Consider the following 26,936-nt stretch of genomic DNA (forward strand, 5'->3'; position numbering starts at 1 on the left):
AGCGCCGATGCTTACCCGTCGTGCCTCAATTGCGGCCAGCCATGACGCCGCCGTCCACGTCCCAGATCGCGCCAGTCACCCAGCCCGCCTTGTCGGAGAGCAGGAAGACCACGGCCTCTGCGACATCCTGCGGGGTGCCGACGCGGCCAATGGGATGGAAGCTGTTGAAACCTTGCATCGCGCCATGCACTTCGGCTTTCGGAATGAAGCCCTCGTAGATCGGGGTTTCGACCACCGCTGGCGACACGGCGTTGACGCGGATGTGCTTGGGAGCCAGCTCCATCGCCAGGTGCTGGGTCAGGGAGTGCAGGCCTGCCTTGGCCATCGAATAGGCGGAAGACGGGGTGGCGGCGATGGCCTGCTTCGCCCACATCGAGCCGATGTTGACGATGGCGCCCGGCTTGCCCTTGGCGGCAAGATTGCCGGCGACCTTCTGGGTGATGAAGAAGAACGCCTTGTTCAACTTCATGTACTGGTCATAGTCGGCGTCCGAGTGTTCCAGGAAGGGCTTGGGGAAGAACACGCCGGCAGCGTTCACCAGCAGGTCGATGTCGGGGTGCTGTTCGTCGATGGCCTTCAGCAGCGCGGCCACATCCTCGTCCTTGGTCAGGTTCGCGGTCAGCGCCGACACCTGGCCCAGCGCGGCCAGCTCCTTGCGCGCTTCCTCGGTTTTCTCGGAGCGGTTGCCCACGATCACCACGTTGCCGCCCTGCGCCAGCACCAGCCGGGCCGTTTCCTTGCCCATGCCGCTGGTGCCGCCGACAACGAGTAGCTTCTTGCCGCTAAATTGATTGCTCACTGTGAATCCTCTCTATGCTGGGGATCGCGGCGTTGCCGACAAGAAAAGCTGTCGTGCGTCGTTGGGACAATTGGCCTGTGCCGGCCGCCGCCTTCGTAACGGATATATTCAATCCACTGGGGTATATGAATTTTTCCTCGATTCCCATTCCTAGACAAATGAGATAAAGTTTTTCTGTGTAGAAGAAAAACTTTATTGCCATGAAGTCACCCATCCACCTGAATGCCTTGCGGGCGTTTGAGGCCAGCGCTCGCCACCAGAGCTTTTCCGCGGCAGCGGCCGAACTGAACGTGACGCCGGCAGCCGTTGGTCAGCTTGTGCGCACGCTGGAGGACGCGCTGGGGGCGCCGCTGTTCGAGCGGAGCAGCAGTGGGAAGGTGCGGCTGGTGCCGACCGAGGCGGCCGAGCGCGCGCTACCCGATATCCGGGCCGGGTTCAGTCGGTTGACGCTGGGTATGGAGCGATTGCGCGAGGGCTCGACCAGCGGGGTACTCACCGTGACCGTCAGCCCGGCATTTGCCGCCAAGTGGCTGCTGCCGCGCATCGATCGATTCCAGGCCGCGTGCCCGGATACCGACGTGCGCCTGGACACCAATCACAAGTCGGTGGATTTCGTGGCCCAGCGGATCGATATCGGCGTGCGCTACGGCCTGGGGAACTGGCCGGGCCTGCAGGCCGACAAGCTCATGGATGAAGAAGTATTCCCGGTGTGCTCCCCGGATCTGCTGCGCCAGCGCGGAAAGCTGCGCAAGCCGGGCGATCTGGCACGGCAGACCCTCATCCATGACCTGTCGATGGTCGGCCATGCGGGCTTCCCCACATGGGAGGCCTGGATGGAGAAAGCCGGAGTGGCAGATGCCGCGATGATCTGGCGGGGCTTGCAGATCAACAATTCAGCGGCCGTCCTGCAGGCGGCAATCGAGGGACACGGCATCGCGCTCGCGCGCAGCGTCATGGCGCGCGACGACCTGGCAAGTGGCCGCCTGGTGCGGCTCTTCCCCGACGTCAGCTTTGCTCTGGAGGTCGCCTACTACGTGGTTTATCGCCCCGAGTGCGCCAGCCTGCCAAGGCTGGTGGCTTTCAGGAACTGGCTGTTGGATGAGGCGGCGTCGCAGAACGAGCCATCCGCTATCTAGGCGATCCCTTCGCGTGGGCCGCCAGAACGCCGGGGCGGTGCCTTCGTATGTTCGCGTTTTCGGGACGATTGCCCCGTTCCAGATCGCCCGGCATGGAACGCTTGACGCGAATCTGCCCGCCGTGGGACGATGGTGCCAATGTATTAGGCTGAATTGTTCAGAAGAGCATACGGAGGGATTCATGCAATCGAGCAAGATTCGCGGGCTGGCGCTTTCTTGGCGGGTGGCTGTAGCAGGACTGGCTCTGGGATTGACCATGACAGGTGGGGCCGCTGCCCAGGATGCAAGCCATCCCGTCATCGCTGGCTATGGCGCGATCATGCCTGCGAAGGATGTCGCCAATGCCCCAGACCCATCGCTGCGCTATCGGGTAGCGTTCGAGGTTACGCGGTCGGCAAGCGACAACAAAGAGGTCAACCCTGCGCTTGATCGGGTTGCCCGCTTCGTGAATTTGCTGGGAGCATCGGGAGTCCATCCCGCTCAGGGCGACATCGTGGTGGTGATTCACGGCCCGGCCACACCGTCGATTCTGACCGATGCCGCTTATCAAGCGCGGTTCCACACGGAAAATCCGAATGCCGCGCTGGTAGCGGCACTGCAACAGGCCGGCGTCAGCGTCCACGTGTGCAGCTACGCACTCGCCAATCAGAAGATTGAGAGGAGCGCCGTTGCCAAGGATGTAACCATCGACGTCGCAGCGATGACTACTCTTGCGACCCTTCAGTTGAAGGGCTGGGCGCTGATCTCCGGTTGACGATTCAAGCATTGAGCAGGCCCGTTCAAGAAACATCGCTGGACCGGGGTGCCGAGCCAAGGTGCTACGGCTGCACGGATAGGTAGGGGTTGTTCGGCGGGAGTTCGCCGAACAGTCCCGCAGGGTCTTGCAGCAGGTAGCCATGCAATCGGCGGGACTTCCTCGGGCCAGTGACTTCGCAGGTCCAGATGTTCAGGCCGTTGGCATGTTTACGGTGCAATTGCAGCCGCTCGAAGCGCTTTTGCACCCACTGCCAATCCTGCAGGTTCTCCTGCTTGGCCAGCGCGCCTACCTGCAGGTGCTCTTGCGCATACCGCTGGAACACGCCGGGACTGACCAGGTATCCGGTATCGCTCACGGTATGCACCAGCGCCTTCGCATCGTTGATGATGAGCCGGTGGGAGGCGATGCCCTGTTGCAGCCATGCCATGAAGTGCTCGCCAGACGGTTGCGTCGCCGAGGACGTGGGTACGGGTACAGGAGCCGGAACCGGCGCGGCTGTATTGGGTGGTGCGGCAGGTGCCTTGTCCAAGATGGCTTCCGCGTTCTGCGTGGCGTCGGGCGAATCGCCCATTCCCACCATCGCCAGCATGTCTTCCATCACGTCGGGCATGGCCGGGGCCTTGGCTTGGGGAGACGGCGCGATGCTGCCGCCTTCCCACGGCGGAGCCTCTTGGCTTTCCACGGTGGACGTCTTGCCGTCCACAGGAAGGGGAAGCGATGCCTCGGCCTCTTTGTCCGCGGGTGCCGTATCGATCGCTACCGTGCCTGCGAACGGAGCCGGCCGCTCGTCAGGCTCCCAAATCAGTGCCGGTGCGAGGCGCAACAGGGTGAACGAGTGGGACCAGCCGGTCGAACTGGTCACGGTCGCGCGCCAGATCGCCTTGCCGTCGGCCGTCGGCTGCAACATGCCGTGGTCCTGGAGCACATTGAACACGGCGGTGTTGTTCGCAGGGATGCCATCGACGCCCTGGGACAGTAGGTGTGCGCGGAGCTTGTCGGAAACGGTCTTGCTCACCAGCCATAGCGCATCCTCGGTGAGCCAGCCATCGGAGGCTTCGGGTTGGTTCAGTTTCAGCTCTTCCTTGAGCAGGTAGCGCAGCCCGTTGACCAGCTTGCGTTGGAGCGAGTGCTTGGGTGCGGCCATGGCGCGCGCGGGATCGCCGCCCAGCTCCTGGGCGACGGAGGCGCGGTCGGCTTGCACGACCAGCTCGCCCAGCACCCCGGCATGCTCATATTGCCCAGCCAGCACGTAGAGCAGCGGTGCCCACAGGGACGGATAGCCGCTGAGCCAGTCGAGCAGATCTCGGTCGAGCAGTTGCCGGTAGAGCAAGCCCGTCGCGGCGCTGTGGAGCCGGTACTCGCGATCGTCGCGGTAGCGGAAGCGGTACGGCTGACGTAGGGGGCCGTGCCATGGGTGCCAGGTGCTGCCATCGGCCAGCTCGACGTGCAGATCGACCGCCACCTTGCCGATGTCGTGCAACAGTGCCGCGTAGGCGACGGCCGCAGTCCAGGCTTCGGCCTGCGCCGCCTGATCCTCGGGGCTGGCACCGACGGGTAGCAGATGGGACTGCCGCAGCTTCAGGCCGTAGGCGACGATTTCCAGGCCGTGGTCGAGCATGCCGCCCAGGTAGGCATGGTGATGTGCCTCGGAGGCCGGAAAGCCCTGGACCAGCTCGGCGTAACGCTCCAGCGGCGCACGGTACAAGGTGGCGAACTGTCTGCGCGAAAGAGAGGTGCGTTGCCAGATGTGCTCCAGCAACTTCTGCCGGCGCGGGGTGGCCAGCAGCGATGCGGCCGACTCGGGCCGCATCAACCCTTTCGGGAGGTCGGATGCGGGTGGTGGCGTTGGAGCGGTAGCGACCGCGGGCCGTTTTCGCTGGAACAGGGAAAGCATGTGGGTGTCCTGATGACGGGCCGATCGGGAGGCCTTTTGGCCTTTTCGAGGTAGGGCCTTTCCCCTTGCACCCCGTTCCCTTGCCATTTCGGCCCTCTGGCCTTTCACCGTTTCGGTATAGCGGGGCACGGGATGCGATTCCAGCGTCAATGGGGAACTCGGTGGAATGGATTGGACGGCGAGCCGGTGCTGGTCGCGCTCTATGCTGAGTGGACGCCGCTTCCGCCGGGCAGGTTCTCGAAAGGCGACAAAGTTGACAAAAGCGACAATAGAGACTAGAGTGAATCCTGTCTCAAACCTGCCTGGGAGATCACCATGCCCAATGCCATTGAATTCATTGCCGATCGCCTGCCGCGCGTCACGGTGGAGGATGTGCGCCGCTTCGCGGATACCGTCGAAATCCGGGATGCGCCGGCTTTCGCGGCCGAGTTGCAGGCTTTCATTCACGAGCGCGTGGAGGCGGTGAAGCTGCCCGCCAACTTGGACGGAGAGACGGTGGGGCAGGCCCTGGCACGCAAGGCGGCCGCGCTGCGCACCGAAACGCGCTGGGCACCGACTGAAACCGACGTCCAGCGAGGCCGCGCCGTGTTGCTGGAAGCCTTCAACCAGCCGCATAACCTGCCGATCCCCGAGTACGCCAAGCTGGCGGACAAGTCGCGCCAGCAGATCTACAAGGACATCCTCGCCCGTCGGCTGTTGGCGCTGAACGTGGGGCCGCGCGGTCAGAAGCTGCCCGACTGGCAGCTCGACCCGGTAAAGCAGCAGTTGACCCAAACCGTGCTTCAGGAGGTCGAGGGCATCGACCCCTGGACGATCTACCGCGCGCTGTCCGAACCGCTCGAAGGCTTGGGCGGCCGCTCGCCGGTGGATGCGGTGACGCACAGCACGATCGATGACGTGGCCGATGCCGTGTTCAACGTACTGGGCGTTCAGGTGCATTGAAGCGAGATCGCCATGAGCCACGAGCTGCCTTCGTTCCTGATCGATGCCGGTGAACTGCTCCAGCATGTGAGCCGCGTCGTCTATCGGGGCAGCCCGCTGTACTATGGCCGCAGCAGCACCAATCGCTACGATGACCCGGCGCGGGCCTACGGCGTGCTCTACCTGGGGCGCGACCTGCCCACGGCGCTGATGGAGTCGGTGTTTCATAAGCACCAGTGGCTTGCGGACACGAAGCGCTCGATCGCGCTGAAAGAAGTCCAGGCCCGGATGGTGCGCGCAGTAGGCGTGATGGACGATGTGCTCTTGGCCGACCTCACGGCGCCGGGCGTCATGGCGGGCTACTTCGGCCTGAACCTGGAGCAGTTGGCCAGCCGCGACTACACGCACACGCAGCAAGTGTCCGCCCAGGTGCATGCAATTCTCGGAGACGACGGCCAAGCGCTGTTCGACGGGGTGCTCTATCCGTCGCGCAACAACTATCCCGCCAAGAGCATCGCCCTGTTCGAGCGTGCGGCAGCAAAGGTAGGCGTTGTCGATGACATCGACCTGGTGGACCATGTGGACTGGCCGCACTTCGTTGCCACGTATCGCGTCGACGTGGAGCCTGACCCCGGCCCGGTGGAACCGGATGACGAAGCGTCATGAAGCACTTTGAAGCCCGCAGCAGAATGAAATGGACCAAATTGGAATAGGCATCCCTCAGTAGCAGGAGACGACCATGAGCACCACGACCCGCATCAGCACTGCGGAACGCCTCGGCCGCGCCCTTGGCCGCGGGTGGCGCGCCTATGCGCGCAGCGAACGTCGGGCGTCGAACTGGTTGGTGTCCAAGGGTGTGCCGTTGGCTGCCGCCGCCGCGCTGCTGTGGGCCGGCAAACTGGCTGTCCTGGGGCTGCTGCTCTACGTTGCTTTCTGGCTGGCGTTGCTGCTGGTCGCGCTGGTGTTTGTGGCCCGGGGGCACGATACCGTCGAATGGGAGCCGCCCGAACCAGAGTGGCGGCACGGGCACGCCGGTTTTGGCCTCTATACCCACGATGAGTATCGGATAGATTCACATGATCCATCTGATGAGACCTAGCGAAGAAGCAAGGCACTACTTCCTCTTGCTGGGTGTCGATGCCCACTTCATAGCGCCGCCAAAGGCCATGTCGGCGGCTTTGCCGCCGGCCGCTTTGGCGCCTGCCGTACCAGCAGCAAGCCCTTGCAACATGCCCCCCACGGCGTAGCCCGCCCATCCCAAGGCGGTTACCCAGAACAAGGGCAGCACGATGAACATCGTCGCCATGACGAAATTCAACAGCATGTCTCCGAAGGCATTGTTGAGGCCCATGACCGGATCGAAATTCGTATGCGGCCGGTTCCATCCCCAGCCCCATCCGTAGAGCGCGTCCAGAATGGTGCTGTCGATCCAGCGCGCGAGTTGGAACCAGAAATCCACGAAGAACAGCGCAAACTGCACCACGCTGACCGTCACGAGTGTTTTCAGGTTGTAGGTGCTAACCATGAGCACCACCGGAATGCAGATAACCAGCGCCATCTTCAAGAGCGCCAGCACCATCGGAAGGGCCTGGCGCATTGCATCCATGGAGGGGAAGTAGCCCAACGAGCCCACCGCCAGTCCTACGTCGGCTGCCGCCCGGGTGATGATGTTCGGGTCGGTCATTTCGATCTGGCCACCGTAGTCCGTATAGACGCTGCCTTGGTTCAGCTTCTGCTGCCGCGGTGACGCGATCGCGCGGATCACCGAATCGTCCACGTCGGCCCGGCTCAGGAAGCCAGCCCAGCCCGCCAAGCGATTGAGCAGGCTCGGGTCCACCTGGCCCAGAAGCCGCGCCCGCAGGCCATTGCTGCCGTCGGCCCACCATTGCCTGCAGGTCGGGTAGCCGCCGCCGCTTGCTACCTGCGCGAGCCCTGCATCTCGGTTGCTGTCGTAAGGCCAGTCATCGCGCGGCGTGCTGGAACGATACGTGTCGTAATAGCCGTTCGTGTCCGTGAAGAAGCGCGAGCCGATCCAGGTCACGTCGTGCATCTGCTGCTCATCGAGCTGAGGGCGCTGCATGAATAATTTCGCCCGTGCAGCCCCATAGCAATCCCGCGAGAAATCCGCCACTTCCTGAGCCAGTACCGGGTCGTCGATGCGCGTGGCGTCGATCTCCATGCGCATCTGCCGCAGGTCCGTGCCGCACGGGATTGCCGCCACCGAAGCGCCGGTGACGGCGCGCGAGAGCGCGTGGATGAACGCCCACCACACCGGCACCTTCGCCGACTGGTTGTTGAGCGTGCTGAAAGATTGCGACCAGCCGGTATTCGAGGGCTGCGGCACACTGACCTGACATTGCGCCGAGCGCGAGCTGTCGTACTGGATGGTGTTCAGGTCCACGTCGATGAACGGGATGCCCGCGAACATCACCACCACGATGGCGACGAAGACCCGGTTCTCGATGCGGGCGGCGCTCAGCACGCCTTTATTGCCCTCGTCGGCGCCTTCTGCACGGGCCTTCAACCACTCCTGCACGATGATCGCCACGAAAGGCAGCGCGAAGACGCCGCTGGATACCAGCACGGCCCAGATGCCGTTGTTGACGATCCAGGACACCAGCGTCAGGTAGTACTCTAGGTAGTCGGTCGTGAACAGGGTCATGGCGCCATCTCCCCTCAACCCGCCTGCATCAGCAGGCTGGCTTCCAGCGCCACGATGGCGATGACGCCCGCGATCTCGGTGCGCACCAGGCGGCGCCGCGCCTGGGCGTCGTCCTCACGTTCCAGCAGCCGGCGGCGCATCCAGATCCACCCGTACACCGTCGCCCCGTACAGACACAGCCGCCACACGAAGAAGTAACCCGCAGCGGCGGCGAGCCACCGCTCCCATCCGGCAACGCTGCCGACCAGGTAGATGCCGGCGATGTTGGCCGCGACCGCGGCGGCAACGATCAGCACCGTCCACAGCAGCGCCTTCGCCGCGCGCCGGCTGAACAGCCAGCGCAAGGGGGGCCAAGTCATGCGCGCCGCGCTCATGGCCTGGCTCCTGGATTGCCCTTCTGCAACTGGTCGAGGCGGTCGGGTACCGGATCACCCTCGTAGATGCCGCGCGAGCCTGCCGCGCGCGTGCCGTGCCGCTGGATGATGGCCATCGGTGAGTTGTTTGCCAGCTCGCGGCGCAGCTCCAGCTCCGTCTTCAGGTTGCGGATCTCCTGGTCGAGCGTGTCGCTCTCGTGGTTCACGGCTTCGACCGCGAGTTCGTTGGCTGCGACGTTGGGCTCCTTCTTGCCCGTGAGCAGCGTGCGCTGGAGCAGCAGCGCTTTTTCCAGCACCGACGACAGCGCCACCTCCGACGCGAGGCGCCGCGCCAGAAGGTCCTGGTCCGGCTCGTCGCGCAGCGCCTCGATCACGCCGCGCGTGATTGGCAGCGACGTACTGCCGGCCTCGCGCAGGTTCTCAAAGGTGGTATTGCGCGTGCCGGAAACCAGCTCCTGAAGGACCTCCAGCTTCGCCTCGTACTCTTCCTGGATCAGCGGCGTCAGCCCGACGCCGGGCACCGTCTCGGTCTTGGTGCAGGAGTCGCAGGTGCGCTGCACCTGCTCTCCGAGGACCCGCGTGGCCCATTCGGTCGCCTGCTGCGGCGACGTCCAGGTCTGGCAGGACAGGCTCGCACAACTGGCGGACGCGATGGAGGACGTGTCCGTCACGCCACGACCGTTGACCAGGTTGTAGCCCGCGCGGGTGACGTCGCCGACCACCCGGATGGCGGACTGGCCTGCGCCACCGGCATTGCTGCCACCCACCCATGGCACGCCGTCGTTGCCGCGGCGCGTCTCGGCCTGCTCGACGGCCGACACGGCATCGTTGCTGCTCACGGCATCGCGCAGTGCCATGCCTTCGGCCATCTGACTCCAGCCAAGCTGCCCGCCCGCCGTCTCAGCCATCTTCTCGGCCATGGCGCGACACGTCAGCTTCGAGCGGTCGAAATCCAGCCTTGCCTGCAGCACGCCGTTGGTCAACAGGTTATACAAGCCCGGATCGGCCCGCTGGATGATCAGCGCAGGCAGCGATGCGACCGCGCTGGTCGCGCTCTGGATCACGTTGCTCATGATCTGCTGGAATCCATTCGTGATCCCATTGAGCTGATTGCGCAGCGTGGTCTGGATGCTCATGTCGCCGCAGATCAGGTTGCTGTTCCAGCCCACACCGACGCCGATGGAGCGCATGCCGGCCGCGCGGCCCATGGACACGGCGCTGCCGCCACCGATCGAGTACATGACGTCATCGCCGAGGACGGGGCCGCTGTTCTGGTATCCAACCTGCGCCCACGCCAGGCTGCAGACCAGGGCGAGCGCGCCAGCCAGCGGTGTCGGGCGCAACAGGCGGCACGCCCTGGTGGAGAGGTTCATCGGTTCAGGACGCTTCATCGTGGCACCTCAGAGGAAATCGACGCTGCCCAGAAACACCTGGCCACGGCGTTCGCAGCAGGCATAGGGCCGCCACAGCGCCCAGGCGTAATCGCCTTGCTGGGCCTGGGTCAGCGTGCCGCTGTGGGGGAAAACCACGCAGGTGTTCGACAGCCGAGGCGTCAGTTCTTGCCACTTCCCGGTGGAGGCATCGCCTTCGACCAGCGCGCCGGCTGGCCAGTAGCCATCGCGCGCGCTGGCGAGCAGCGGCTGGTACACGTGCAACTGCCCGCGGCGCGTGACGACATCGCCCGCACGCTGGGCGACCACGGCCCCGGATTTGTGGTCGTCGGTCTGGTGCAGGAAACCACCGCGGGGGTACACATTGCCCCAGAGGTTCACGGTGGTACGAGCGCCCACCTCACGCATTCCCGGAATCAGGGCCTCGGGATAGACGGACTCGGGCACGTTGTAGCGCCAGGCCAGCGTATCCAGGGTGCTGAGCAGATACGGCATGAAGGCCGTGCCCGCGCCTTGGCAGAAGTAGCCGGAGGACGAGGCGAACTGGTTGAACACCTCGCCGCCGGGGTGTCCGATGACGTCACTGTTTTTGAATTTGGCGAGGTTGTTTTCGTGGTCTTCGTTGGTGGTGCCGTCGCCGCCCGCCTGGGCCGAGGCGTTCGGCATGCTCATCGCCCGCACTTCGACCCAGGGGTTCTCTCCGGTGTTGCTGTAACTGGAGACGACCGCATCGGGCACGTAGTGCCGGACCTTGGTGGATGTGCGCACCGTGCAGCCCGTCCAGGTGCAATACAGCCAGTAGCAGATGCCCACCACCCGGTACTCCAGGCAGTCCGGCGACATGACGGAGGACACGATGGTGGCGGTGTTCAGGGCGTAGCTGCCCGTGGCACTGACCAGCAGCAGCGAGGCCACGGCGACGCGCAGGCGGCGCAGCAGGTCGAATGGGCGATGGGTCACGGCTGCGTCCTCCGGTGCTGCTCGATGCGGGACACGGCCCGGGCCATGTCAGGCTCGCCATAGACCACATAGCGTTGATCCACCACGACGGCCGGGATGGTGGCGACGCCCAGGCTCCATGCGTCGGTGATGCCTTGGTAGGCGGTGCCGATGCGGCGCTGAAGGTCGGTGCCCCCATGGTTCAGCCGTTGCCGGACGACGGCTACCGCCCGCTCGGAATCGGCTGGCAGATCCGCGGAAAGCTCAGCTTCGAGTCGGGATGCCTGGTCCAACTCGATCAGCCGTTCGCCGCCCATGGTCTTGACCGGGTGGCGACTGTCGGTGACGACCACCACGTCGGCAGCGAAGGTGGCCGGGCTGAACACCGCCAGAGACGCCGGCAGCGCCACGGCCAGGCCAAGGGTTCGCCAGCCTGGTGCGAACCGGGTAAAAGCTCCTGGCATGTCTTGCACCCCGGAAGTTGATCAGGGCCATAGTCAAACGCCGAACCCCATGCGGCCCCAACAAACAATGCGCATTGCGGCCTCCCCGCATACCTGCTTGCGTCGCCGCGAAGAAAAATCGGAGGCCGAAGCCTCCGCGCTGATCAACGAAGCAGTGCAACCCTTACAGCAGGCCGGACTCCGCAAAGGAGAACGGGGCGCCCTGGCCGACGATGATGTGGTCCAGTACCCGCACATCGATGAGTGCCAGCGCAGCTTGCAGTTGCTGGGTCAGCATGCGATCCGCGCTGGACGGCTCGGAGACACCCGAGGGATGCTGGTGGGCGAAGACCACCGCGGCGGCATTCAACTCCAGCACACGCTGCACGACGACACGCGGATAGACCGAAGTCGAGTTGATCGTGCCCCTGAACAACGGCTCGTAGGCCAGCACCTGGTGCATGCTGTCCAGGAACACAGCGGCGAATATCTCATTGGGCTCGGCGACCAGTTTCAGGCGCAGGTACTCCCGCACGGCGGCCGGTCGGCTGAGGCACGGTCCAGCTTTGAAGATCCGTCTCTCCAGCAGCACGATGGCGTGCTGGATGATCCAGTCCTCGTGTTGGGCAGCGATGGCGGAAAGCGAATCCAGGCAGGAGTCATTGACGACGAAAGACATGGCGAACCTCCAGACGGTGAGATCGGAGGGCGCGCGCCCTGGGAGGGCAAGCCCTCCTGGGGAACGAAAAAACTGCATCCATCACCGCGGCAGCGGTGATCGTTCGCGACCAGGATGCGAGGCGAACGGGGTGCGGTCAGCGCAGCGGACTGCGCCGTAGCCTTGAAGACCGGGGCTACCTGGGCATGTCGCCGACGACGTCGGCAGGCATTTCCGATGTGGGTGTGGCGGCGGGATCGCCGGCCGCGAGCATGTCCATGGCCGACAGCAAGGCATCGCCCTCGATCGGACCCTGCAGCAGAATCGCCTTGCCGGTTTCGCGATCGTGCAGCCGCAGCGACGGCGTGGCGGTCACGCCGCTGTTCGTGGCTTCCGCAGTTTGGGTGCGAATCGCCGCGTCGGGCCGCTCGCTCGCGATGCACTGCTCGATGGCTGGCGTAAGGTCGGGGTAGCGCAGGTCCTCGGGCACGCCCTGGCCGTCGCTGCGTGTATGGGCATAGACCCACTCGACGACCTGCCAGAAGGCGGCATGGCCGTTGGCTTCGCCCGCGCATTCCGCCAGGCGCGCTTCCGCGGACGCGGCCGGCTCATGCGCGGCCAACGGCAGGTGATGCCATTGCAAGGCCACGTCCGCATTGCCGGCCACCCAACGCTTGAGCACTGGAAAATAGGACCGGCAGAACGGGCATTCGAGGTCCGCGTAGAGCGTCAGCGTGAAACGGCCTGCCGGGTTGCCCATCTGCCACGGAGGCCCAGCCACCTGCGTGTCGCTGACTGGCGCCGAAGTCTGAGGTGTGGACCCGCCTGGCGAACGTGACACGAGCCAGATCAGCAGCAGCGCAACCAGCACCGCGGCCAATGCCCAGGGCCAGCGGAACTGCCAGCGCCGACGACGGAACGCCTGGACCTGCATCGGAATGGATGGGCGTTTCTGTTCCATGGCGTTCTCCGGTGTACGGCAGATTCAGGGCAGGTCCAGGGCCGGCGACTCGATGCCGCGTGCCCGGTCGATCTTCTCGGCCACCTTGAAGGCGGCATCCAACTCGCTGACGCCGTGCTGCTGCATGAGCTGGTAGCGCTCGGCCTTCTCTTCGGGTTCGGTCTGCGCGAGCGCGAGATACAGGCTCGGCGGCACGGCGCGGAAGAGCACCTCCATGCTCTTGGAGAGGATGACGCCCTCGGTGAACTTGCCCGCTTCCTTGCGTGCCGAGAGCATCAGCGCTTTCTGCGCTTGGCTCAGTTCGCGGAACCGCGCGATCTTCTCCACTTCATCGGGGGGCATCGACAGGCAGATCCACCACTCGATCATGTTGAGCATCGGCTCCGCGGCGCGCGGTAGGTCGTCAATATTTTGTGTAGCTAGCCAGTACCAGGCCCCCAGCTTGCGCCACATTTTTGTAATTTTCACGGTATACGGCGCGAGCAGCGGGTTCTTGGTGATCACGTGACCTTCGTCGGTCACGTTGACGATCGGGCGGCCCAGGTACTGGTCGCGCTCGGCGATGTTGTTCACCGTGCTGATCAGGCTGATGTAGGCGATCGAGAGCTGCGCGTTGTAGCCCTCGCGGGCGTAGGTCGCCAGATCGACCAGCGTGATGTCGGCCTCGGGCCACGGCGTGCCGTCGCGGTCGAACATCTCGCCGTCCGTGCCTTGGCAGAACATGTCCATCGCGTCCGCCATCTCCAGCAGCCGCACACGGCGCATCTCGGGCAGCGTCGGGTCCTGGCCACGGGTGCGCAGCGCATTGCGCACATCGCGCGTGAGTACGGTGCGCTTCTCCGCCACGCAATGTTCGGCGGTGTCGAGGATGCACTGGCGGATCAGCGAGCGATCGGCCCGCGTCATCCGCGCCTCTTCCTTGTCTTCGCCGCCCGTAATCATCAGCCGTGCCGTGATCTCCAGCTCGCCCAGCACGTCGCGCTGCTCGTCCGCATCCATGGCCGAGGCGTCCGGTGGCAGGTCTTCGTCCAGTGCATCGGCATCGAGCGTCTGCACGTCGCTGGGCGTTTCGATCAGCCGGCGCGCGTCGGCGAACGGCGCCAGGCTGATGCCCGAGCCGGGTGCCAGCTTGACCCGGTTCACGGTCAGTCCCAGACGCTTGGCGAAGTCGCTGAAAAGCCCGAAGGAATTTCCAGCCTCCACGATGAAGAGGCGCGGCCGATAGATCGCGGTGATCTGGTTCAGCAGGTTGTTGAGCGTGGCGCTCTTGCCCGAGCCCGTGGGACCGAACAGGAACAGATGGGCATTCATCTGCCGATCCAACCTGTTCAAGGGGTCAAACGTAATCGGGCCGCCTCCGCGATTGAACATCGTGATGCCGGGGTGCCCCGTGCCCTGGGCACGGCCCCACACCGGCGATAGGTTCGCCGCGTGCTGGGCGAACATCAGTTGCGTGTACCACTTCTTCCGATCCTTGCTGGGGTTGTAGCAGCACGGCAACCAGCGCAGGTAGCTGTTGAGCGGCGCCACCTCGTCGTCCTCGCGCACCGGCTGCAGGGCGGCGTTGAGCATCACGTTCGCGAGATCCAGCCCGCGCCGGTCCAGCTCCGCCTCGTCGCGCCCGCGCAGATAGAACGCCAGCGTGCCCCGATAGAGCTTGTGTGCGCTGCCGATCAGCGAGCGCGCCTCGTGCACGTCCTTGAGCGTCTGCTCCGACGCCAGCGTCTCGCCCACAGCTTTCTTCGCCAGATGGTTGAGGTCCGATTCGAGGACGTCCTGCGGCGTGGCCACCATGGTGAGACACATCAAGGTGTCCTCGGGCATCTGATCGAATAGCGTGTTGATCGCGTCTCCCTTGCGGGTCTCGCCGGTCAGGTGCCCGGTGCCGGGCGGCATGCGCAGCCGGTCGGTGATCAGCACGCGGTGCGGCATGCCGTCGAAGTACCAGGCCCCTTGCGCCACGTCCGAGCGCGGCTGCCCAAAGAACAGCCGCTGGCTGAAATCCCGCCCGCTCGCCAACTCGATCTCGCCGGCCTCGCTTTCCTCGGTACTGTCCGGATAGCGCGCCAACGCGTAGAAGCGCTCCCGGTCCTCCACCCCAGGGCCGAGCAGCGTGGGGCGCGGGTTGAACCATCGCAGCAGCCAGTCGTGAACGTCCGCTGCAACCATGCGCCGGGCCTGGATGCCGGCGTTCGCCAGGCCGCCGCACAGGCGGTCGCAGACGATGCCCAGCATCTGCTCGGGTGTCTGGCCGCGGCGGTTTGCCTGTCCCTGTCCGCTCGCGCGGCGGTACACCACCATGCGCACACGCCGCGTCTGCCCGCGCCAGCGCAGCCGCGTAACCACCGTGTCCTCGAACAGGCCGCCGGGCTTGGCCACAGCGCGCAGGTGGTGGCCGAAGAAGCGCAAGTAGAACTCGGTGAACGCCGAGCCGCGCGCACGTGGCTGCACGTAATCGCGCAAGGTCTGCATGTACTGGTCGAAGCTCGGTTCGTCCTGGGCATAGAGCTGGAGCACCCACGGGTTCTCGTCCAGTTCATCGAAACTGTCCTGAAGCGCGTTTTCCAGGGCGTCGCGGGCATGCGCGAGCCAGCCGGGTTCCCGGCCTTCGGTGCCCAGCGGCACCAGTTCGTAGAACGCCGCCACCGATTGGCCATCCTCCAGGAGCATCGATTTCGACCCGGGCAAGAACTCCACCCAGGGCAGCAGTTCCACGAAGGACGGCGCAACGTCGTACAGCGCCTGCTCGTCGGCCACGGTCGCTGGCTTGCGGCCGTGGACTGCCGAACCGGGTTCGGGGATGCCGGCCTGGCGCAAGGCCTCGACGTGGCGCTGCCAGCCGTCCGGCTGCTCATCATCACCAGCGCCGGATGCGGCCAGCTTCGGCGCGGCCGGCTTAGGCCAGGGAAGTTTCCACCGCATCAGTAGGCCTCCACGCGCTCGCCTGGCATGGCGTACTGGATGCGCTGGTTGAGCGGGAAGACCGTCGTGTAGCCCGGCACCGGCACGGGGTCCGTGCCCGCCAGGTGCGGATACACGTACATGACGAGATCGGGATTGGGCAGACGCTGGAACTGGCGGTGGACCTCATTGCGCGCGGTGCGCGTGTAGCGCATCTGCTCGACGGGTGCGACCTGCACGTCGGCGTCGGTCAGGGGCCGACGCAGGCTCTGGCGCGCATCGAGCAGCTGGCGGCCGGCGTTCCGTCCGGCTGCGCCACCGCCGTCGCCGGCCTCCTGCTGCCAGATGTCCATCATCGTGCGGTCACCGTGGGTCAGCAGCTTTTCCTTGCTGGTGGCGCAGCCGCCAAGCACCGCGACGGCGAGGGCCAGTGCCAGGCCACGGGCCAGGTTAGTCAAGTTCGAGTGCATGGCTTTCTCCTGCGCGGTGATCGACCTTGCGGCCTTCGGGATCGAAGTCGATGGCGAGCGGCTTTTCGAGGTGGACGGCAACCTTGGCGCCGGGCTGGACATAGACGGCGGCGAACGCCTGGCCGTACAACTTGTTGACCCAGGCCGACATGTCCCGCACGCCGCCCGCCAGAATCTGGCCGACCGCTTCCTGGCCGGTGATGCCCACGGTGCCGATGGAGCCGTCCGAGCCGACATAGGACATGCGGCCGCTGTCGCTCTCGATGAGTGAGGCCACACCGGCGCCGGCCGCGGTGATCAGGGCCTGCGAGCCGAGGTATTGCTGGGCGTTGCTGCGCCGCTCGCCGCTGACGCAAGGAATGCCGTGGGGATCGCTGATCCAGCCCAAGCCATCGCGCTGTTGGTTGTTCTGCTGGTTGCCCTCGCGGTCTTCGGGGATCGTGCGAATCGTGCCGTCGTGGAAGACGAACGTGATGCTGCGCACCTGGCCGCGCACGCACGAGAGCGTCCAGTCGCCCGAAGCGGTGCCGCTGAACACGGCGCCGGCCACGTCGGGAATGTCGATGCCATTGGCGGTCAGGTTGTCCGGCCCGACCAGAACTTTGAACGGATAGGGATCGTTGACCGTGCCGTCGATCGGCACGCGGCCGATCAGCGCTGTCATGGCGACCGAACCCATGAGCGTGGAGTTGGTCGGCACGGTGTAGACCGGCTTGGCACTCTTGACCCCGGCGGCGCGGGCGCCCGCGTTGGCCACGGTTTCCGCAGTGGTTTCGAGCGTGCTCTGCGCCGGGCCGAAGCTCGTGGGGAAGCTCATGCCGCCGCTCGCGCCACGCCCCCCGTTGCGCCCCTCGGCGGGCTTTGCGTCGTCCGGCTCGACCCACCGCACGCCGCCCTCCATGCCTGCCTCGTCGCCGCCCTGCAGCCCCAGGCCCACGGGCAGGTCCGCATGGCCGCCGCCGCGCCCGCCGATGCTGTCCAGACGCCGCTGCAGGTCGGCGAGCAGCCCTTCGGTCTGCTGGCGCGCGCTGGCCGCCTGCTCTTGGTCGCGGCGCAGGTTGGACCGCTCGGATTCGAGCGCCGAGTTGATGCGCTGGTCGATGGAGTTCTCGCGCTGGCGCAGTCGCTGGTTCTCTTCACGCTGCGACTTGTTGTCCGAGAGCGCGGTCTGAAGCTCGGTGCGCAACTGCTTCACTTGGGCAACGAGCGTCGCCACGGTGTCGCGCGGGGTGTCGCCTTCGATGCCCAGCGCCTTCATTTCATCGGGCGTGAGCTGGGCGCCGTTGTCCGCCGCGGGTGGCGCCGTGCTGCCTCCACCCGAGAACAGCCGGATACCGACGAACAGCACCAGGATGGCAACAGGGATCATCAGCCACTTGAGCAGGCCGTTACTGCGCATGGCGGGCCTCCTTGGTGTTCTCGTCGCCGTCCGGCTGCGGCAGATGCACGGCCGGGTCGAAGCGGTGAATCGCCGGCAGCAGCGACTGCGCGAGACCGCGGCCGCGCGTGACCAGGTACAGGACGGTCGTGTCCTCGGGCGTGCCGCGCGGGCCCAGCGCCTCGTGCTGGAAGGTGGCGGTGAGGAAATCGCCTTGCAGCACGCGCGGGTCGAGCGTGATCCAGCCGCCGCTGCCGTTGGTTAGGCGCACGGCAGTGACCCACTGGTCCTCCAGGCGCCACGACGCGAGTGCGACCGCGCGCACGGGCAGCGTTGGCATCAGTGTGTCCAGGTCGAGGTCGCGGGGCAGGTTGACCCGCATGACGCCCGGAAGCGGCTCGACGGTGCGCAGCGGTGCGTAGAGGTTCTGCGCGGCGAAGCGCGTCAGCACGACAGGGACCGGAGTTTCGCGCCGCGCGGTCCGCGCACCTGCTTGGCCCTGGGCGCGTGCCGGGGCCTCGGCACTGTCGGCCTGCTCGCCATAGCGTCCCGGTGCGCTGTCACCCTCGACGATGCGCACCGGCTCCAGCTCGGCTTCCCCGTCCTTGGGTGGTTCGGCTGCGATGTCCAGCAGGATCAGCGCGCCCGTGTCGGCGTCCTGCAGTTGCAACCGCGTGGGCTCGATCGGCTCGCTGGCGCGCAGGTACACCGCGCCCCCCGCACTCTGCACGCGCAGGCGTTCGCCCACGCCCGCGGGCACGCCCACGCGCACGTTGCGGTCGATGAACACGATGCGTTCCTGACCGACCTTCAGCGGCACTGCCAGTGGCATGCGTTCCCAGCGCAGGATTTCCACTGCATGGGCGACGGGTGCCGCGGCCACGGCCAGTAGCCCCAGCAGCGCGAGTACAGGGTGCTTCATGGGGTGTTTCCTCCTTGAGGCGCTTGCGGAGACAGGCCACTCGGCGCCGGGCGCGTCGGCTCCGGTGCACTGATGCGCTGGGGCGCGCCGTCGTAGCAGTCCAGCGCCAGGCCGAACGGGTTACGGGCGGGATCGACGTCCACCCGCGTGACCTTGATCGGATAGCGCACCAGGGCGCGCTTGACCTGCTCGGCGCCGTAGTACTCGTCCGCCGTGATGTCCAGCGTCACCACCCAGTCGCGATCGGACACGGTGCGCACGCGCGCCGTGGGGTCGTCGCCATAGCCGCGGCCGGGAATCTCGTAGATGCCGCGCACGCGCTGACGCAGCTCGCCCGTGGAGCGGCGGTAGTCATAGTCCGCCCGCAGGAAGGCCTGGCAGGACGGGGTGAGGTACGGCGAGAGCGTGTGGAGGTTGCGCGAGTAGTCTTCCTCGCCATTGGTTGGCCAGCGGTTCAGCGTCTGGAACACGTAGAACGTGAACGCATAGACCGATTCGGGCGGCACTTCCCACCACTTGCGGGTACTGCCAGAGCGCAGGTCGGGCGGGACGTGGATGGTCAGGTCGCGCGGCGCGCTCCACCAGCCGCCGCCCATGACCAGGGCGACGACGACCAGCGCGCCCGCGGCCAGCCGCAAGGTCTTGATGTGCGCCTGCAGGTGGGTGATCTCGTTTTTGAAGCGGCTCATCGCATGCTCCTGCGGGTGGACCAGAAGCCCGAGCGCGAGATCAGCACATGGCCACCCACCCAGCCGGCCATCAGCGGATGGCGCGTGGCGATGCGCCATTGCAGTTGCCGATACAGCCAGGTGTCGGGACGCCCACGCTTGAGGCGGCGCAGGATGCCGCCGCCGATGAAGACGCCGAGCGCCACGCCCAGGACGACGAAGGTCGGCGCCAGCGCGATCGTGCGGAACACCCAGGACAGCGGCGCGCCGACCAGCAGGCCGGCGGCACCGGACAGGCCGCAGCAAATCCAGAGTTCGTCAGCGGTGAGGCCGCGCACCACAACGGGATGGCGGTTGAGCCGGTGCGGAAGGAAGGTGACCGTTCCGTCCGCACGGACGTGCTGCTGCTCGGACATACCGGCCTCGCTTACAGGATGCCGGTGGCTTCGGTGAGCAGCCAGATGCCGATCACAAGCAGCACGGCGCCGATAGCGACCGTGAGGCCGAACTGGCCCCACGTCTTGCGGCCGGTGTGGATCTCCGCGTAGGTCCCGTAGGCGTGGTAGCAGACGCCGATGAACATCGACGCCACCACCAGCAGGGCCACGAGCATGATGATGTCGTAGCCGTAGTTGCGGATCGTCTCCATGATGCCGTTGCCGGTGCCGCGCGTGGGGTTCTCCAATTGCGGCAGACCTTGCGCGAACGACAGCGCCGGCAGCGCGGCGGCGCCCAGGGCCACGGCGGCGCGCTGGGCAAAACGGGAAGTGAGGTTGCGGTTGTGCATGGTCGGGCCTTTCAGGTCAGGACAGAAGGAAGAAACTCAGGACGAGGTACATCGCGACGAAGCGGATGCAGACGCCGAGGAACTGGCGCTGGTTGAGGCGGCTCTCGGACCACCCCACGTAGGCCGTTCGGATGGCCCAGACGCCCCACACGAGCAGGACCGCGAACACGACGCCGACCAGAACGGTCGCCATCGCGGAAGGCGCGATACCGCTGTTGGCTTGAAATGCCGAGACCTGGGCGCCGTTCATTGCTTGCCCTCCGCAGTCGTCGCCGGCAGCGGCTCGGTCGCCCGTTCGGTGCGGTATTCGCCGGCCAGTTCGGAGGGGGCGCGCGGTTGAGCGCGCGATGGCGTCAGGTGAAATTGGATGCCGGCGCGCACGCGCGCCAAGTCAGCCTGGAGCCGCGGGTAATCGAAGTGGTAGCGCTCGCCCGGTGTGATGGGGGTATGCGCGGCGCTGTCCGCGACGGTGCGTTCCAGCGCGTCGAGCTGGCGCAGCGCGGCGACCAACTCCTGGCGCTGCGCCGGGGACTCGGCCAAGGCCATCGGGGACCGGCCCAGCACGAGGGCCGTCACGAGAAAAGTGGGCACGCCGCGATGCGCGGCGCGCAGCCAGATCGAAGCCAACATCGCGCCATTCCTGTGTGATCAGCAATGGGTTGATCGTGGAGATCAGGGCTGTTTCAGGCCGCAAACAATAGGAACCCGGAAGCGACCGGATTGATGGCCTAGAGGTACTTTTTGAAGCTGCCCGCGGTCAGGCTCACGGCCAGTCCCAGCAAGGCTGCGCTGGGCAGCAGGATCAGCAGCGGATGCACCGAGATCGGCAGCGCGAGGTAGGTGATCCAGGGCAGCACGGCCAGCGGCATCAGGCTCGCTTTCGCGCGGTGGTAGATGAAGCCGGATTCCCGGCCCGCGCCGAACCGCCGCACGTCCCGCCGCACCAGGCCGTCGATCAGGCCGACGAATGCCGCAGTGAGGATCAGCGGCAGCGTGAGCACCAGGACCAGCAGGCGCACGAGGAACGTGAGCGTCGTGAAGGCCGCGGCGATCAGGTAGCTCTCGGCCCAGACATAGGCCTGGCTGATGTAATAGCGGAAGTTGCGCGTCGGCTCGCGGCTGGGCGCACGGGCGCGCTCGGCGGTCTGGCTCATGCGCTCCAGCAACCCCGAGCGCACGAACACCCACCCGTACCCGGTATCCACCAGCTCGTGCGCCGTGCGCCCGGGCTCCTGCACCACCACGCTGCGCGTGAAGTGGTTCGACAGGTGCCCGAGTTCGTACTGCAGCATCTGCTGGGAGTGGCGCCAGCCCTGGTCCTTCCAGAACAGGTGCATGCCGACGCACTCCACCACGATCGAGAACAGCAGCGAACCGATCAGCACCCCGAGCAGCCTGAACGGCAAGGTGATGGTGCCGACGATCAGCCCCTGGCGCTGGTTCTGCTCCCGCTGCGCGGTCGAGGCGGCATCCTTCATGGTGCGGCCTCGCCGGTGCTGTCGTCGGCGCCGGTGGCCACCGCGTCAGGCTCGGCCGGAGCGGCGTCATCCAGCAGGTCGTCGGGCAAGGCAGCCTCCTGCAAGGCTGGGGAACTGGTGAACTCCCACCATTGCGTGGCCTCGCTGTAGCTCTGACGCATGTACCCAGCCAGTTGCTGCAAGTCCGCCGGCATCACTTCATCGGGGTCAGGCGCTGGCAGTGGCATCCGGACCTTCCAGAGCTGACCACCCTGCAGCAGCGCGAAGCATTGGCCTTTGGGCAGGCCGACGACGTGGGATGGCTCGATCATCGGCACGCTCGACATGCTGATGCGGTCTTGCGTGTTGCTGGTGAAGTCCGTCGTCCCGCGGATGTCCGAGGCATCGGTCGCGCCGGAGACGATGGTGGTGGTATAGACCTCCACCTTGGGCAATTGACGGGTCAACAATTCCGCGGTGGCGGTTTCCCGAACCCGCAGCATGAACAGGTTGTTGAAGTTGCCGATCACCTGGCCGGCCTTCGCGCGGTTGCCGATGCGGGCCTCGATGTCCGAGAGCGTCTGCGTATACGCGGTCACCTGCAGCCCGGCACCGCCGCCCTTGTTGATAAGGGGGATGAACTCGTCGCCCATCAGTTCGTTGAACTCGTCGGCATGGACGTTGATGGGAATGCGCGTGCCAGCCGAGGCACCCGGCAGGCCGTCGTCGATCCCGTGCTTGTAGATGTGCCCGGCTACCGACACCAGGTCGGAGAACATGGAGTTGCCGACCGCCGCGGCGACTTCAGCATCCGACAGCGCATCCAGGCCGACATAGACCACGGCGCGCTTCCTGATGACTTGCATCCAGTCGAAGATCGGGCGCGCGTCAGACAGGTCGGAGTAATTCGGCGCCAGGAGTTGGGCGATCTTGCCGCTGGTGAGCTTTTCCAGCAGCGGCAGCAGCGATGCAACGATCTTGTCGAAGTAGGTCTTGTCGTAGCGCACCGCCGAGCGCAGGCCATCGAGCACAGGGTCGTAGTTGCGCGCCTGGGAGAGGTATTGCTCCAGCGCCACCACACGCTTCTCGCGCCCGATCATGTTCCTTGGGATGTTCTTCTCGTTGAGCTTGGCCTCGATCTGGACGATCACCTCCCAGGTCTTGGGCTCGGTCTTGGCGAAGTAGTGTTGGGCGTACTCCATGAACAGCGCGTCGATGTTGATTACGTGCCGCTGGATCAGCATGTAGTCCGGGCGCTGCCCCAGTTCCACCAATGCGCGCGCAATGATGTTGACGAAGCGCCATGCGAACTCGCGGAACGCTGCACTGTTGCCCTCGCCGGAGAGTTGCCCGGCAATGCGCGTGGCGACTTCACTGATGCGTCCGAAGCGCCCCACCGCGTTGTAGCGTGCAGAGAACTCGGGCCAGCCGAGGTGAAAGACGTAGAACTCGCCCTCGCGACCCGCTCGCTTGGCTTCGACGTACATGCGTTTCAAGAGATCCGCGTCGCCCTTGGGGTCGATGACGATCACGACCTCATGCTCACCGTCTGCATTCGTGCGACGGATGTCCTGGGTGACGAACAACTCGGCCAGCCGCGTCTTCCCCACGCGCGTGGTGCCCAGCACCAGCGAATGGCCGACGCGCTCACCCAGTGGCAGGCTGACGTCGACCTCGTCGGGTTCGATGCCGTGCAATCGCGGCAGGCCGCCTACCGGTGGCAGTGGCCGCACGGGGTTGAATGACACATCCCAGCCCGTGAGCCGTACGAGGCGAGACAGTGGAAACGGTGCGAACTCCAGCCGCTCCTCCAGGCGTCGCGCCAGCCGGTATGCCGGTGTTGGCTCGACGTAGCGGCGAAATTCCGGCCGGTACGTCTGCATCAGCCTGTGGGTGTGCTTCTGTTCCCACAGGAAACCGCGCCCCACGAACAGGCGCTGCTGGCTGACCGGCACGTCCCTGCTCGTCATCACGTAGCGCGGCAGGCGCCGGATGTTGCGGCGGTAGCGCAGGATCACCCGCGCATCGCGGTAGCGGATCGCGCCATAGGCGCCGAACGCCAGTGCGGCACCGACGCCCATGGCTGGGCTCAGCGCGAGCGACCACGGGGCCACCAGGGACAGAAACGCGGCGCCCGCACATGCCGCGACGGTGTATAGCTCCACCGCTGGGCGCAACAGGACTTCGACGGGCTGTTTCCCCGACATGGCCTCATTGCTCGATGCCGGTCGCCGTGATCAGCGCCGGGTAGTGCCGCAGGCCCAGGCGTTCGGCCAGATCATCGCCGGCCACGGGGGCCATCGGCACGCCAGGCGCCAGTGCGCGCAACCGCGCCAAAGCCTGCGCGGTCTCGACATTGACCACCAGGCCGACCGCGCCGCGGTCGTGCAGCGACGCCGCGTGACGGCGCAGCCAGGCTTGCGAGGTCTCATCGTCGCCGATGACCACGAAAGGCCGCAGGCCCGGTGCCTCGATCACGCGCCGCGCGACGAAGCCGGGCATCAGCTTCGCGCTGCGTACCGGCAGCATCGCTGCCTCGTCAGCGGGGGTGGCGGGAATCTGCGGCGTCGGAATGGGAGGCCGCAACGCGCTGTTGGCGCGTGGCTGCAGGTTAAGCGCTTCGTAGTACGGCAGCGCCGACGCGCCGCCGCGGTCCTCGACCACGATCAGCGGTTCGGCGGCATGCGCGACCAACGGCAGCGCCGCCAGCAGCGCGAGCAGGCCCCGCAGGGTCCAGAGCGGTTTCGTCATGGGGTCGACTCCTGACGCACGGCTCGCGCCGTGGCGATTGAGTGCGTGCCCTGCACGCGGGCGAGGTGTCGGGATACGCTGCGTCGATAGCGGGCGGCAGGCTCACCGCCCGCGGGCCGGTGGTAGCGGCCCATGGCCAGCAGCCAGTCTTCACCGGGGGTGTACTGCTCCTTGAGGATCTCGGCGGCGCTGGCGAGATTGCGGTACGGGTCCAACAAGTCGCAGGCATGGGTGTAGCGGTGCGGGTGGTAGCCCAGGTTGATCTGGCCCAGGCCCGCGTCGATGCGCGTGGGTGGCGTAGATCGCATCGCCTGCTGCAAACCGGCGCAGGCATCGGCACGGGTGGCGAAGCGCCGCGACTGGCCGGCGACATTCAGGGTCCACGGCCATGGGACGATGCGTCCATTGCGTCGCATGCCGCTCTCCTGCAAGGCCACGGCGTAGAGCACCGTCGAGGGAATGCCCGCGCGCTGTGCGGCAAGCTCGTAGGCCGGTGGCGGAACCTCCTGGGCATGGGCGGCGCAGGCGAACAGGCCCGCAGTGAGCGCCAGTGCGCGCAGCAGCGCCGTTACGGCTGGCGTTGCCATTGGCCGTTCACTTCGCGCACAACCGCAGGCAAATCGCCGGGCAGGCTCAGCGACAGCCAGCGGCCGCCGTCGTGGTTGAGCGTGATGCCGCCGCTGCGCACCCGGGCCGGGTCGATCTGGGCGCGCTTGGCCCAGTCGCGGATGCGCGCATCGTCCTGGCGGCTGCCGACCATGTAAAGGTCGAACTCGGCACCCGAGGATTGCAGGCGTTGGACGAGTTGCCCGCAAGCCGCGCAGCCGTCCTTGATGAACACTGCCGTGCGACCGCTGCCCCGCGCAGCGGCGGCGCCTGGCCTCTCGTCAGACAGGTTCACCCGCTGCATGCCGGGGTTCAGGCGCTGCCAGGCCTCGTCGTAGGCGCGCTGGTACGCGAGCAGCTTCTCCACGCGGCGCGCTTCGACTTGCACCTGCAGCTCTGCGTAGCGCCGCCGTTCTTCGTCGGTGCGCGCCTCGATGCCCAGGGCGGACAGCGGGTCCAGATTTGGCGAGTAGATGCCCAGCGGCCCATCCATCAAGTCGCGATAGCGCGCCCATTCCTGCGGTTGCAGGCCCCATTCGCCTGCCACCCGGTCGTCCAGGATGCGGGCGGCCAGCGGGCGCTCCTGGCTCTGCGCATTGCGGGCGGGGGTCGTGGCGGGCTGCTGCGCCCAGGCGGGCAACTGCATGGAGCCCAGCAGGAACGCGTACAGGATGATCGACGGCTTCATGTGGTGGGCTCCGGTCAAGGAATCGCCACGCGACGGGTCTGGTCGCCGGCCTGGAACACCGCGGCATTGCCCTCGATCGCCTGCAGGCGCCACGGACCCAGCGCATCACCCGGCAGCAGCACCTGGAGCTGATCGGGCGTGAAATCTCCGGCACTCGGGGCGACGGACACGCTGCGCTGACCCGCGCGCAGCTCAGCGCCGACGACACGAAATGGCAGCGGCGGCGGTTCGGACTTGGCGGTGGCCGGTTGGCTCGGGGTGCGCCGCTGGGTAGGCGCCGCTGCACGCGCAGTCGCTTGGCGCACCTTGATCTGCTCGACTTCGGTACGCAGCGCCTGAACGTCCTCGGCGGTGGCATAGCCACCCAGCGCCTGTTCGGCTTGAACGATGCGCGCCTCCATTGCCTGCCGAGCGTCTTGCAGGCCTGCGGCGGTGGCGGCTGCGGGCTGCTGCTGCAAGGCCCGCGTGGTCTCGGCCAGCCCGGTCACCTGGGCTTCGAGGCGCTGCAACCGGACATCGAGCTGCTGCTGGTCGGCCTGATCGGTCATCGTCTGGTGGCCCAGGATCGCGAAGACACTGAGACCCAGCAGCCAAAGCCAGAGCAGGCTTTGCAACACCACGGCGGCGGTCGGGCGCCGGAGCGGCTGTGCCGCGTTCATGGCTGGCCTCCCGCAAAGGGGAACGTCTGCACGGCCTCGGCAGCAGGCGGCTCGGACACCGGCTCGGCACCGGTGTCGCGACCAGGCCGCTCGAAGCAGACCTGCCGCGTCCGGTCATCGGCGTGCAGTTCCCAAGCCGGACCGGCCAGGGTGAGCAGTGCATCGCGCAAGGTCATGGGGCCGAGATGCAAGTGCGCCGCCGGCAGCGGCAGCGCGTACAGCTCGATCACCGCATGCGGGGTCTCGCAAAGCTGGTAGCCGCTGCGTTTGAGCACATGCCGCAGCCCGTCGCCGACCGTGGCGCGGACCTCCTCGGGCATGGACACGTCGATGGTCTGCACCAGCAGATCGCGCTGCGCCGCCATCGGCGCCAGCTCCACCAGGGTGTAGCGGCCATAGCGCACGACGGGAATGAACTCGGGCGGTGCAGCCTCGGGCGCGGGTGGGACGTCCTCGACGGTGCTGGCGGCCAGCGGCGGTGGCGTGGTCGCGCAGCCGCTGGCCAAGGCTGCGGCCAGGAGGCTGGTACCGACCAGACACCGGGATACATGGATTGCAGGCATGGCATCGGCTCTTCTGTTGCGATGCCGATACCTTGGCTGCGCGCGGCTGCGCGGTCAGTCAGAAATGCGAACTGGGGGGTGCCCGCTTTTGCAGTCCAACACATAGCGCAACCCGCAAATCCAACTGTGGTTTGCACATTAATTCTATAAA

Annotated in this window: 30 protein-coding genes; 5 read left to right on the forward strand and 25 right to left on the reverse strand. The window is 66.3% G+C overall.

Going from position 1 to position 26,936, the window contains the following annotated elements; all coding sequences use genetic code 11:
* Nucleotides 1-25: 25 nt before the first annotated feature.
* Complete coding sequence (locus DES41_RS25425) at nucleotides 26-799, reverse strand: SDR family NAD(P)-dependent oxidoreductase (protein WP_114470475.1); 774 nt, start codon at nucleotides 797-799, stop codon at nucleotides 26-28.
* A gap of 200 nt (nucleotides 800-999) precedes the next feature.
* Here DES41_RS25425 and gcvA point away from each other — a divergent pair, with 200 nt between their 5' ends.
* Entirely contained in the window at nucleotides 1,000-1,935 is a 936-nt protein-coding gene (gene gcvA / locus DES41_RS25430; RefSeq protein WP_114470476.1) for a transcriptional regulator GcvA, read from the forward strand.
* Nucleotides 1,936-2,116: 181 nt separating this feature from the next.
* Nucleotides 2,117-2,689: a DsrE family protein gene (locus tag DES41_RS25435; protein WP_228903378.1), complete on the forward strand. Its 573-nt coding sequence runs from the start codon at nucleotides 2,117-2,119 to the stop codon at nucleotides 2,687-2,689.
* Nucleotides 2,690-2,753: 64 nt separating this feature from the next.
* On the opposite strand, the gene mobH is transcribed toward DES41_RS25435, so the two are convergent.
* Nucleotides 2,754-4,586, reverse strand: a complete 1,833-nt coding sequence (gene mobH / locus DES41_RS25440; RefSeq protein ID WP_114470477.1) for a MobH family relaxase — start codon at nucleotides 4,584-4,586, stop codon at nucleotides 2,754-2,756.
* Between the two features lie 315 nt (nucleotides 4,587-4,901).
* Here mobH and DES41_RS25445 point away from each other — a divergent pair, with 315 nt between their 5' ends.
* The 3 genes from DES41_RS25445 (at nucleotide 4,902) to DES41_RS25455 (ending at nucleotide 6,606) form a co-directional block, all read left to right on the forward strand.
* The gene (locus DES41_RS25445) at nucleotides 4,902-5,528 is read left to right on the forward strand and encodes a hypothetical protein (RefSeq protein ID WP_003149774.1); all 627 of its coding nucleotides are present in this window, start codon (nucleotides 4,902-4,904) and stop codon (nucleotides 5,526-5,528) included.
* 12 nt (nucleotides 5,529-5,540) lie between these two features.
* A complete protein-coding gene (locus tag DES41_RS25450) occupies nucleotides 5,541-6,173 on the forward strand; it encodes an RES family NAD+ phosphorylase (protein ID WP_003149772.1) in 633 nt (210 codons plus the stop codon).
* 73 nt (nucleotides 6,174-6,246) lie between these two features.
* Nucleotides 6,247-6,606, forward strand: a complete 360-nt coding sequence (locus tag DES41_RS25455) for a DUF3742 family protein (RefSeq protein WP_003149770.1) — start codon at nucleotides 6,247-6,249, stop codon at nucleotides 6,604-6,606.
* Nucleotides 6,607-6,621: 15 nt separating this feature from the next.
* Here DES41_RS25455 and DES41_RS25460 read toward each other — a convergent pair whose 3' ends face one another.
* The 23 genes from DES41_RS25460 to pilL2 all read right to left on the reverse strand — a co-directional run bounded on the left by DES41_RS25460 (nucleotide 6,622) and on the right by pilL2 (nucleotide 26,785).
* Nucleotides 6,622-8,169 carry a conjugal transfer protein TraG N-terminal domain-containing protein gene (locus tag DES41_RS25460; RefSeq protein WP_114470478.1) on the reverse strand — a complete coding sequence of 516 codons (1,548 nt, stop codon included), beginning with the start codon at nucleotides 8,167-8,169 and terminating at the stop codon, nucleotides 6,622-6,624.
* Nucleotides 8,170-8,183: 14 nt separating this feature from the next.
* Nucleotides 8,184-8,543: a hypothetical protein gene (locus tag DES41_RS25465; RefSeq protein ID WP_020204509.1), complete on the reverse strand. Its 360-nt coding sequence runs from the start codon at nucleotides 8,541-8,543 to the stop codon at nucleotides 8,184-8,186.
* Nucleotides 8,540-9,934 (reverse strand): integrating conjugative element protein, encoded by a 1,395-nt coding sequence (locus DES41_RS25470; protein WP_114470479.1) that lies wholly within the window; start codon nucleotides 9,932-9,934, stop codon nucleotides 8,540-8,542. The genes DES41_RS25465 and DES41_RS25470 overlap by 4 nt, the downstream gene beginning before the upstream one ends.
* A gap of 9 nt (nucleotides 9,935-9,943) precedes the next feature.
* Nucleotides 9,944-10,894: a TIGR03756 family integrating conjugative element protein gene (locus DES41_RS25475; protein ID WP_020204511.1), complete on the reverse strand. Its 951-nt coding sequence runs from the start codon at nucleotides 10,892-10,894 to the stop codon at nucleotides 9,944-9,946.
* Nucleotides 10,891-11,337, reverse strand: coding sequence for a TIGR03757 family integrating conjugative element protein (locus tag DES41_RS25480; RefSeq protein ID WP_029043922.1), 447 nt, complete (start codon nucleotides 11,335-11,337; stop codon nucleotides 10,891-10,893). Before DES41_RS25480 ends, DES41_RS25475 begins: the two co-directional genes overlap by 4 nt.
* A 163-nt stretch (nucleotides 11,338-11,500) precedes the next feature.
* On the reverse strand, nucleotides 11,501-11,995 hold the full coding sequence (locus tag DES41_RS25485; RefSeq protein ID WP_020204513.1) for a JAB domain-containing protein: 495 nt from the start codon (nucleotides 11,993-11,995) through the stop codon (nucleotides 11,501-11,503).
* A gap of 175 nt (nucleotides 11,996-12,170) precedes the next feature.
* Nucleotides 12,171-12,935 carry a DsbA family protein gene (locus DES41_RS25490; RefSeq protein ID WP_114470480.1) on the reverse strand — a complete coding sequence of 255 codons (765 nt, stop codon included), beginning with the start codon at nucleotides 12,933-12,935 and terminating at the stop codon, nucleotides 12,171-12,173.
* 24 nt (nucleotides 12,936-12,959) lie between these two features.
* Nucleotides 12,960-15,857: a conjugative transfer ATPase gene (locus DES41_RS25495; protein ID WP_114470481.1), complete on the reverse strand. Its 2,898-nt coding sequence runs from the start codon at nucleotides 15,855-15,857 to the stop codon at nucleotides 12,960-12,962.
* Nucleotides 15,857-16,306, reverse strand: a complete 450-nt coding sequence (locus DES41_RS25500) for a TIGR03751 family conjugal transfer lipoprotein (RefSeq protein WP_003116807.1) — start codon at nucleotides 16,304-16,306, stop codon at nucleotides 15,857-15,859. The genes DES41_RS25495 and DES41_RS25500 overlap by 1 nt, the downstream gene beginning before the upstream one ends.
* Nucleotides 16,287-17,705 (reverse strand): TIGR03752 family integrating conjugative element protein, encoded by a 1,419-nt coding sequence (locus DES41_RS25505; protein WP_003116808.1) that lies wholly within the window; start codon nucleotides 17,703-17,705, stop codon nucleotides 16,287-16,289. Before DES41_RS25505 ends, DES41_RS25500 begins: the two co-directional genes overlap by 20 nt.
* On the reverse strand, nucleotides 17,695-18,606 hold the full coding sequence (locus tag DES41_RS25510) for a TIGR03749 family integrating conjugative element protein (protein ID WP_003116809.1): 912 nt from the start codon (nucleotides 18,604-18,606) through the stop codon (nucleotides 17,695-17,697). The genes DES41_RS25505 and DES41_RS25510 overlap by 11 nt, the downstream gene beginning before the upstream one ends.
* Complete coding sequence (locus DES41_RS25515) at nucleotides 18,603-19,295, reverse strand: PFL_4703 family integrating conjugative element protein (RefSeq protein WP_003116810.1); 693 nt, start codon at nucleotides 19,293-19,295, stop codon at nucleotides 18,603-18,605. Before DES41_RS25515 ends, DES41_RS25510 begins: the two co-directional genes overlap by 4 nt.
* A complete protein-coding gene (locus DES41_RS25520; RefSeq protein WP_003050133.1) occupies nucleotides 19,292-19,690 on the reverse strand; it encodes a TIGR03750 family conjugal transfer protein in 399 nt (132 codons plus the stop codon). Before DES41_RS25520 ends, DES41_RS25515 begins: the two co-directional genes overlap by 4 nt.
* Before the next feature lie 11 nt (nucleotides 19,691-19,701).
* Entirely contained in the window at nucleotides 19,702-20,061 is a 360-nt protein-coding gene (locus tag DES41_RS25525; RefSeq protein ID WP_003090173.1) for a TIGR03745 family integrating conjugative element membrane protein, read from the reverse strand.
* Nucleotides 20,062-20,077: 16 nt separating this feature from the next.
* The gene (locus tag DES41_RS25530) at nucleotides 20,078-20,311 is read right to left on the reverse strand and encodes a TIGR03758 family integrating conjugative element protein (protein WP_003050225.1); all 234 of its coding nucleotides are present in this window, start codon (nucleotides 20,309-20,311) and stop codon (nucleotides 20,078-20,080) included.
* Nucleotides 20,308-20,691 carry an integrative conjugative element protein, RAQPRD family gene (locus DES41_RS25535; RefSeq protein WP_013391806.1) on the reverse strand — a complete coding sequence of 128 codons (384 nt, stop codon included), beginning with the start codon at nucleotides 20,689-20,691 and terminating at the stop codon, nucleotides 20,308-20,310. The genes DES41_RS25530 and DES41_RS25535 overlap by 4 nt, the downstream gene beginning before the upstream one ends.
* Before the next feature lie 98 nt (nucleotides 20,692-20,789).
* Nucleotides 20,790-21,539 carry a TIGR03747 family integrating conjugative element membrane protein gene (locus tag DES41_RS25540; protein WP_013391805.1) on the reverse strand — a complete coding sequence of 250 codons (750 nt, stop codon included), beginning with the start codon at nucleotides 21,537-21,539 and terminating at the stop codon, nucleotides 20,790-20,792.
* Nucleotides 21,536-23,725: a type IV conjugative transfer system coupling protein TraD gene (traD, locus tag DES41_RS25545; protein WP_013391804.1), complete on the reverse strand. Its 2,190-nt coding sequence runs from the start codon at nucleotides 23,723-23,725 to the stop codon at nucleotides 21,536-21,538. Before traD ends, DES41_RS25540 begins: the two co-directional genes overlap by 4 nt.
* 4 nt (nucleotides 23,726-23,729) lie before the next feature.
* A complete protein-coding gene (locus tag DES41_RS25550; protein WP_013391803.1) occupies nucleotides 23,730-24,269 on the reverse strand; it encodes an integrating conjugative element protein in 540 nt (179 codons plus the stop codon).
* Nucleotides 24,266-24,856 carry a transglycosylase SLT domain-containing protein gene (locus DES41_RS25555; RefSeq protein ID WP_114470482.1) on the reverse strand — a complete coding sequence of 197 codons (591 nt, stop codon included), beginning with the start codon at nucleotides 24,854-24,856 and terminating at the stop codon, nucleotides 24,266-24,268. Before DES41_RS25555 ends, DES41_RS25550 begins: the two co-directional genes overlap by 4 nt.
* Nucleotides 24,838-25,563: a TIGR03759 family integrating conjugative element protein gene (locus DES41_RS25560; RefSeq protein ID WP_013391801.1), complete on the reverse strand. Its 726-nt coding sequence runs from the start codon at nucleotides 25,561-25,563 to the stop codon at nucleotides 24,838-24,840. The genes DES41_RS25555 and DES41_RS25560 overlap by 19 nt, the downstream gene beginning before the upstream one ends.
* 14 nt (nucleotides 25,564-25,577) lie before the next feature.
* Complete coding sequence (locus DES41_RS25565) at nucleotides 25,578-26,222, reverse strand: hypothetical protein (protein WP_013391800.1); 645 nt, start codon at nucleotides 26,220-26,222, stop codon at nucleotides 25,578-25,580.
* The gene (gene pilL2, locus DES41_RS25570) at nucleotides 26,219-26,785 is read right to left on the reverse strand and encodes a PFGI-1 class ICE element type IV pilus protein PilL2 (RefSeq protein WP_013391799.1); all 567 of its coding nucleotides are present in this window, start codon (nucleotides 26,783-26,785) and stop codon (nucleotides 26,219-26,221) included. Before pilL2 ends, DES41_RS25565 begins: the two co-directional genes overlap by 4 nt.
* Nucleotides 26,786-26,936 lie beyond the last annotated feature (151 nt).

The sequence above is a fragment of the Pseudorhodoferax soli genome (genome assembly GCF_003337555.1).
Lineage (GTDB): Bacteria > Pseudomonadota > Gammaproteobacteria > Burkholderiales > Burkholderiaceae_C > Pseudorhodoferax > Pseudorhodoferax soli.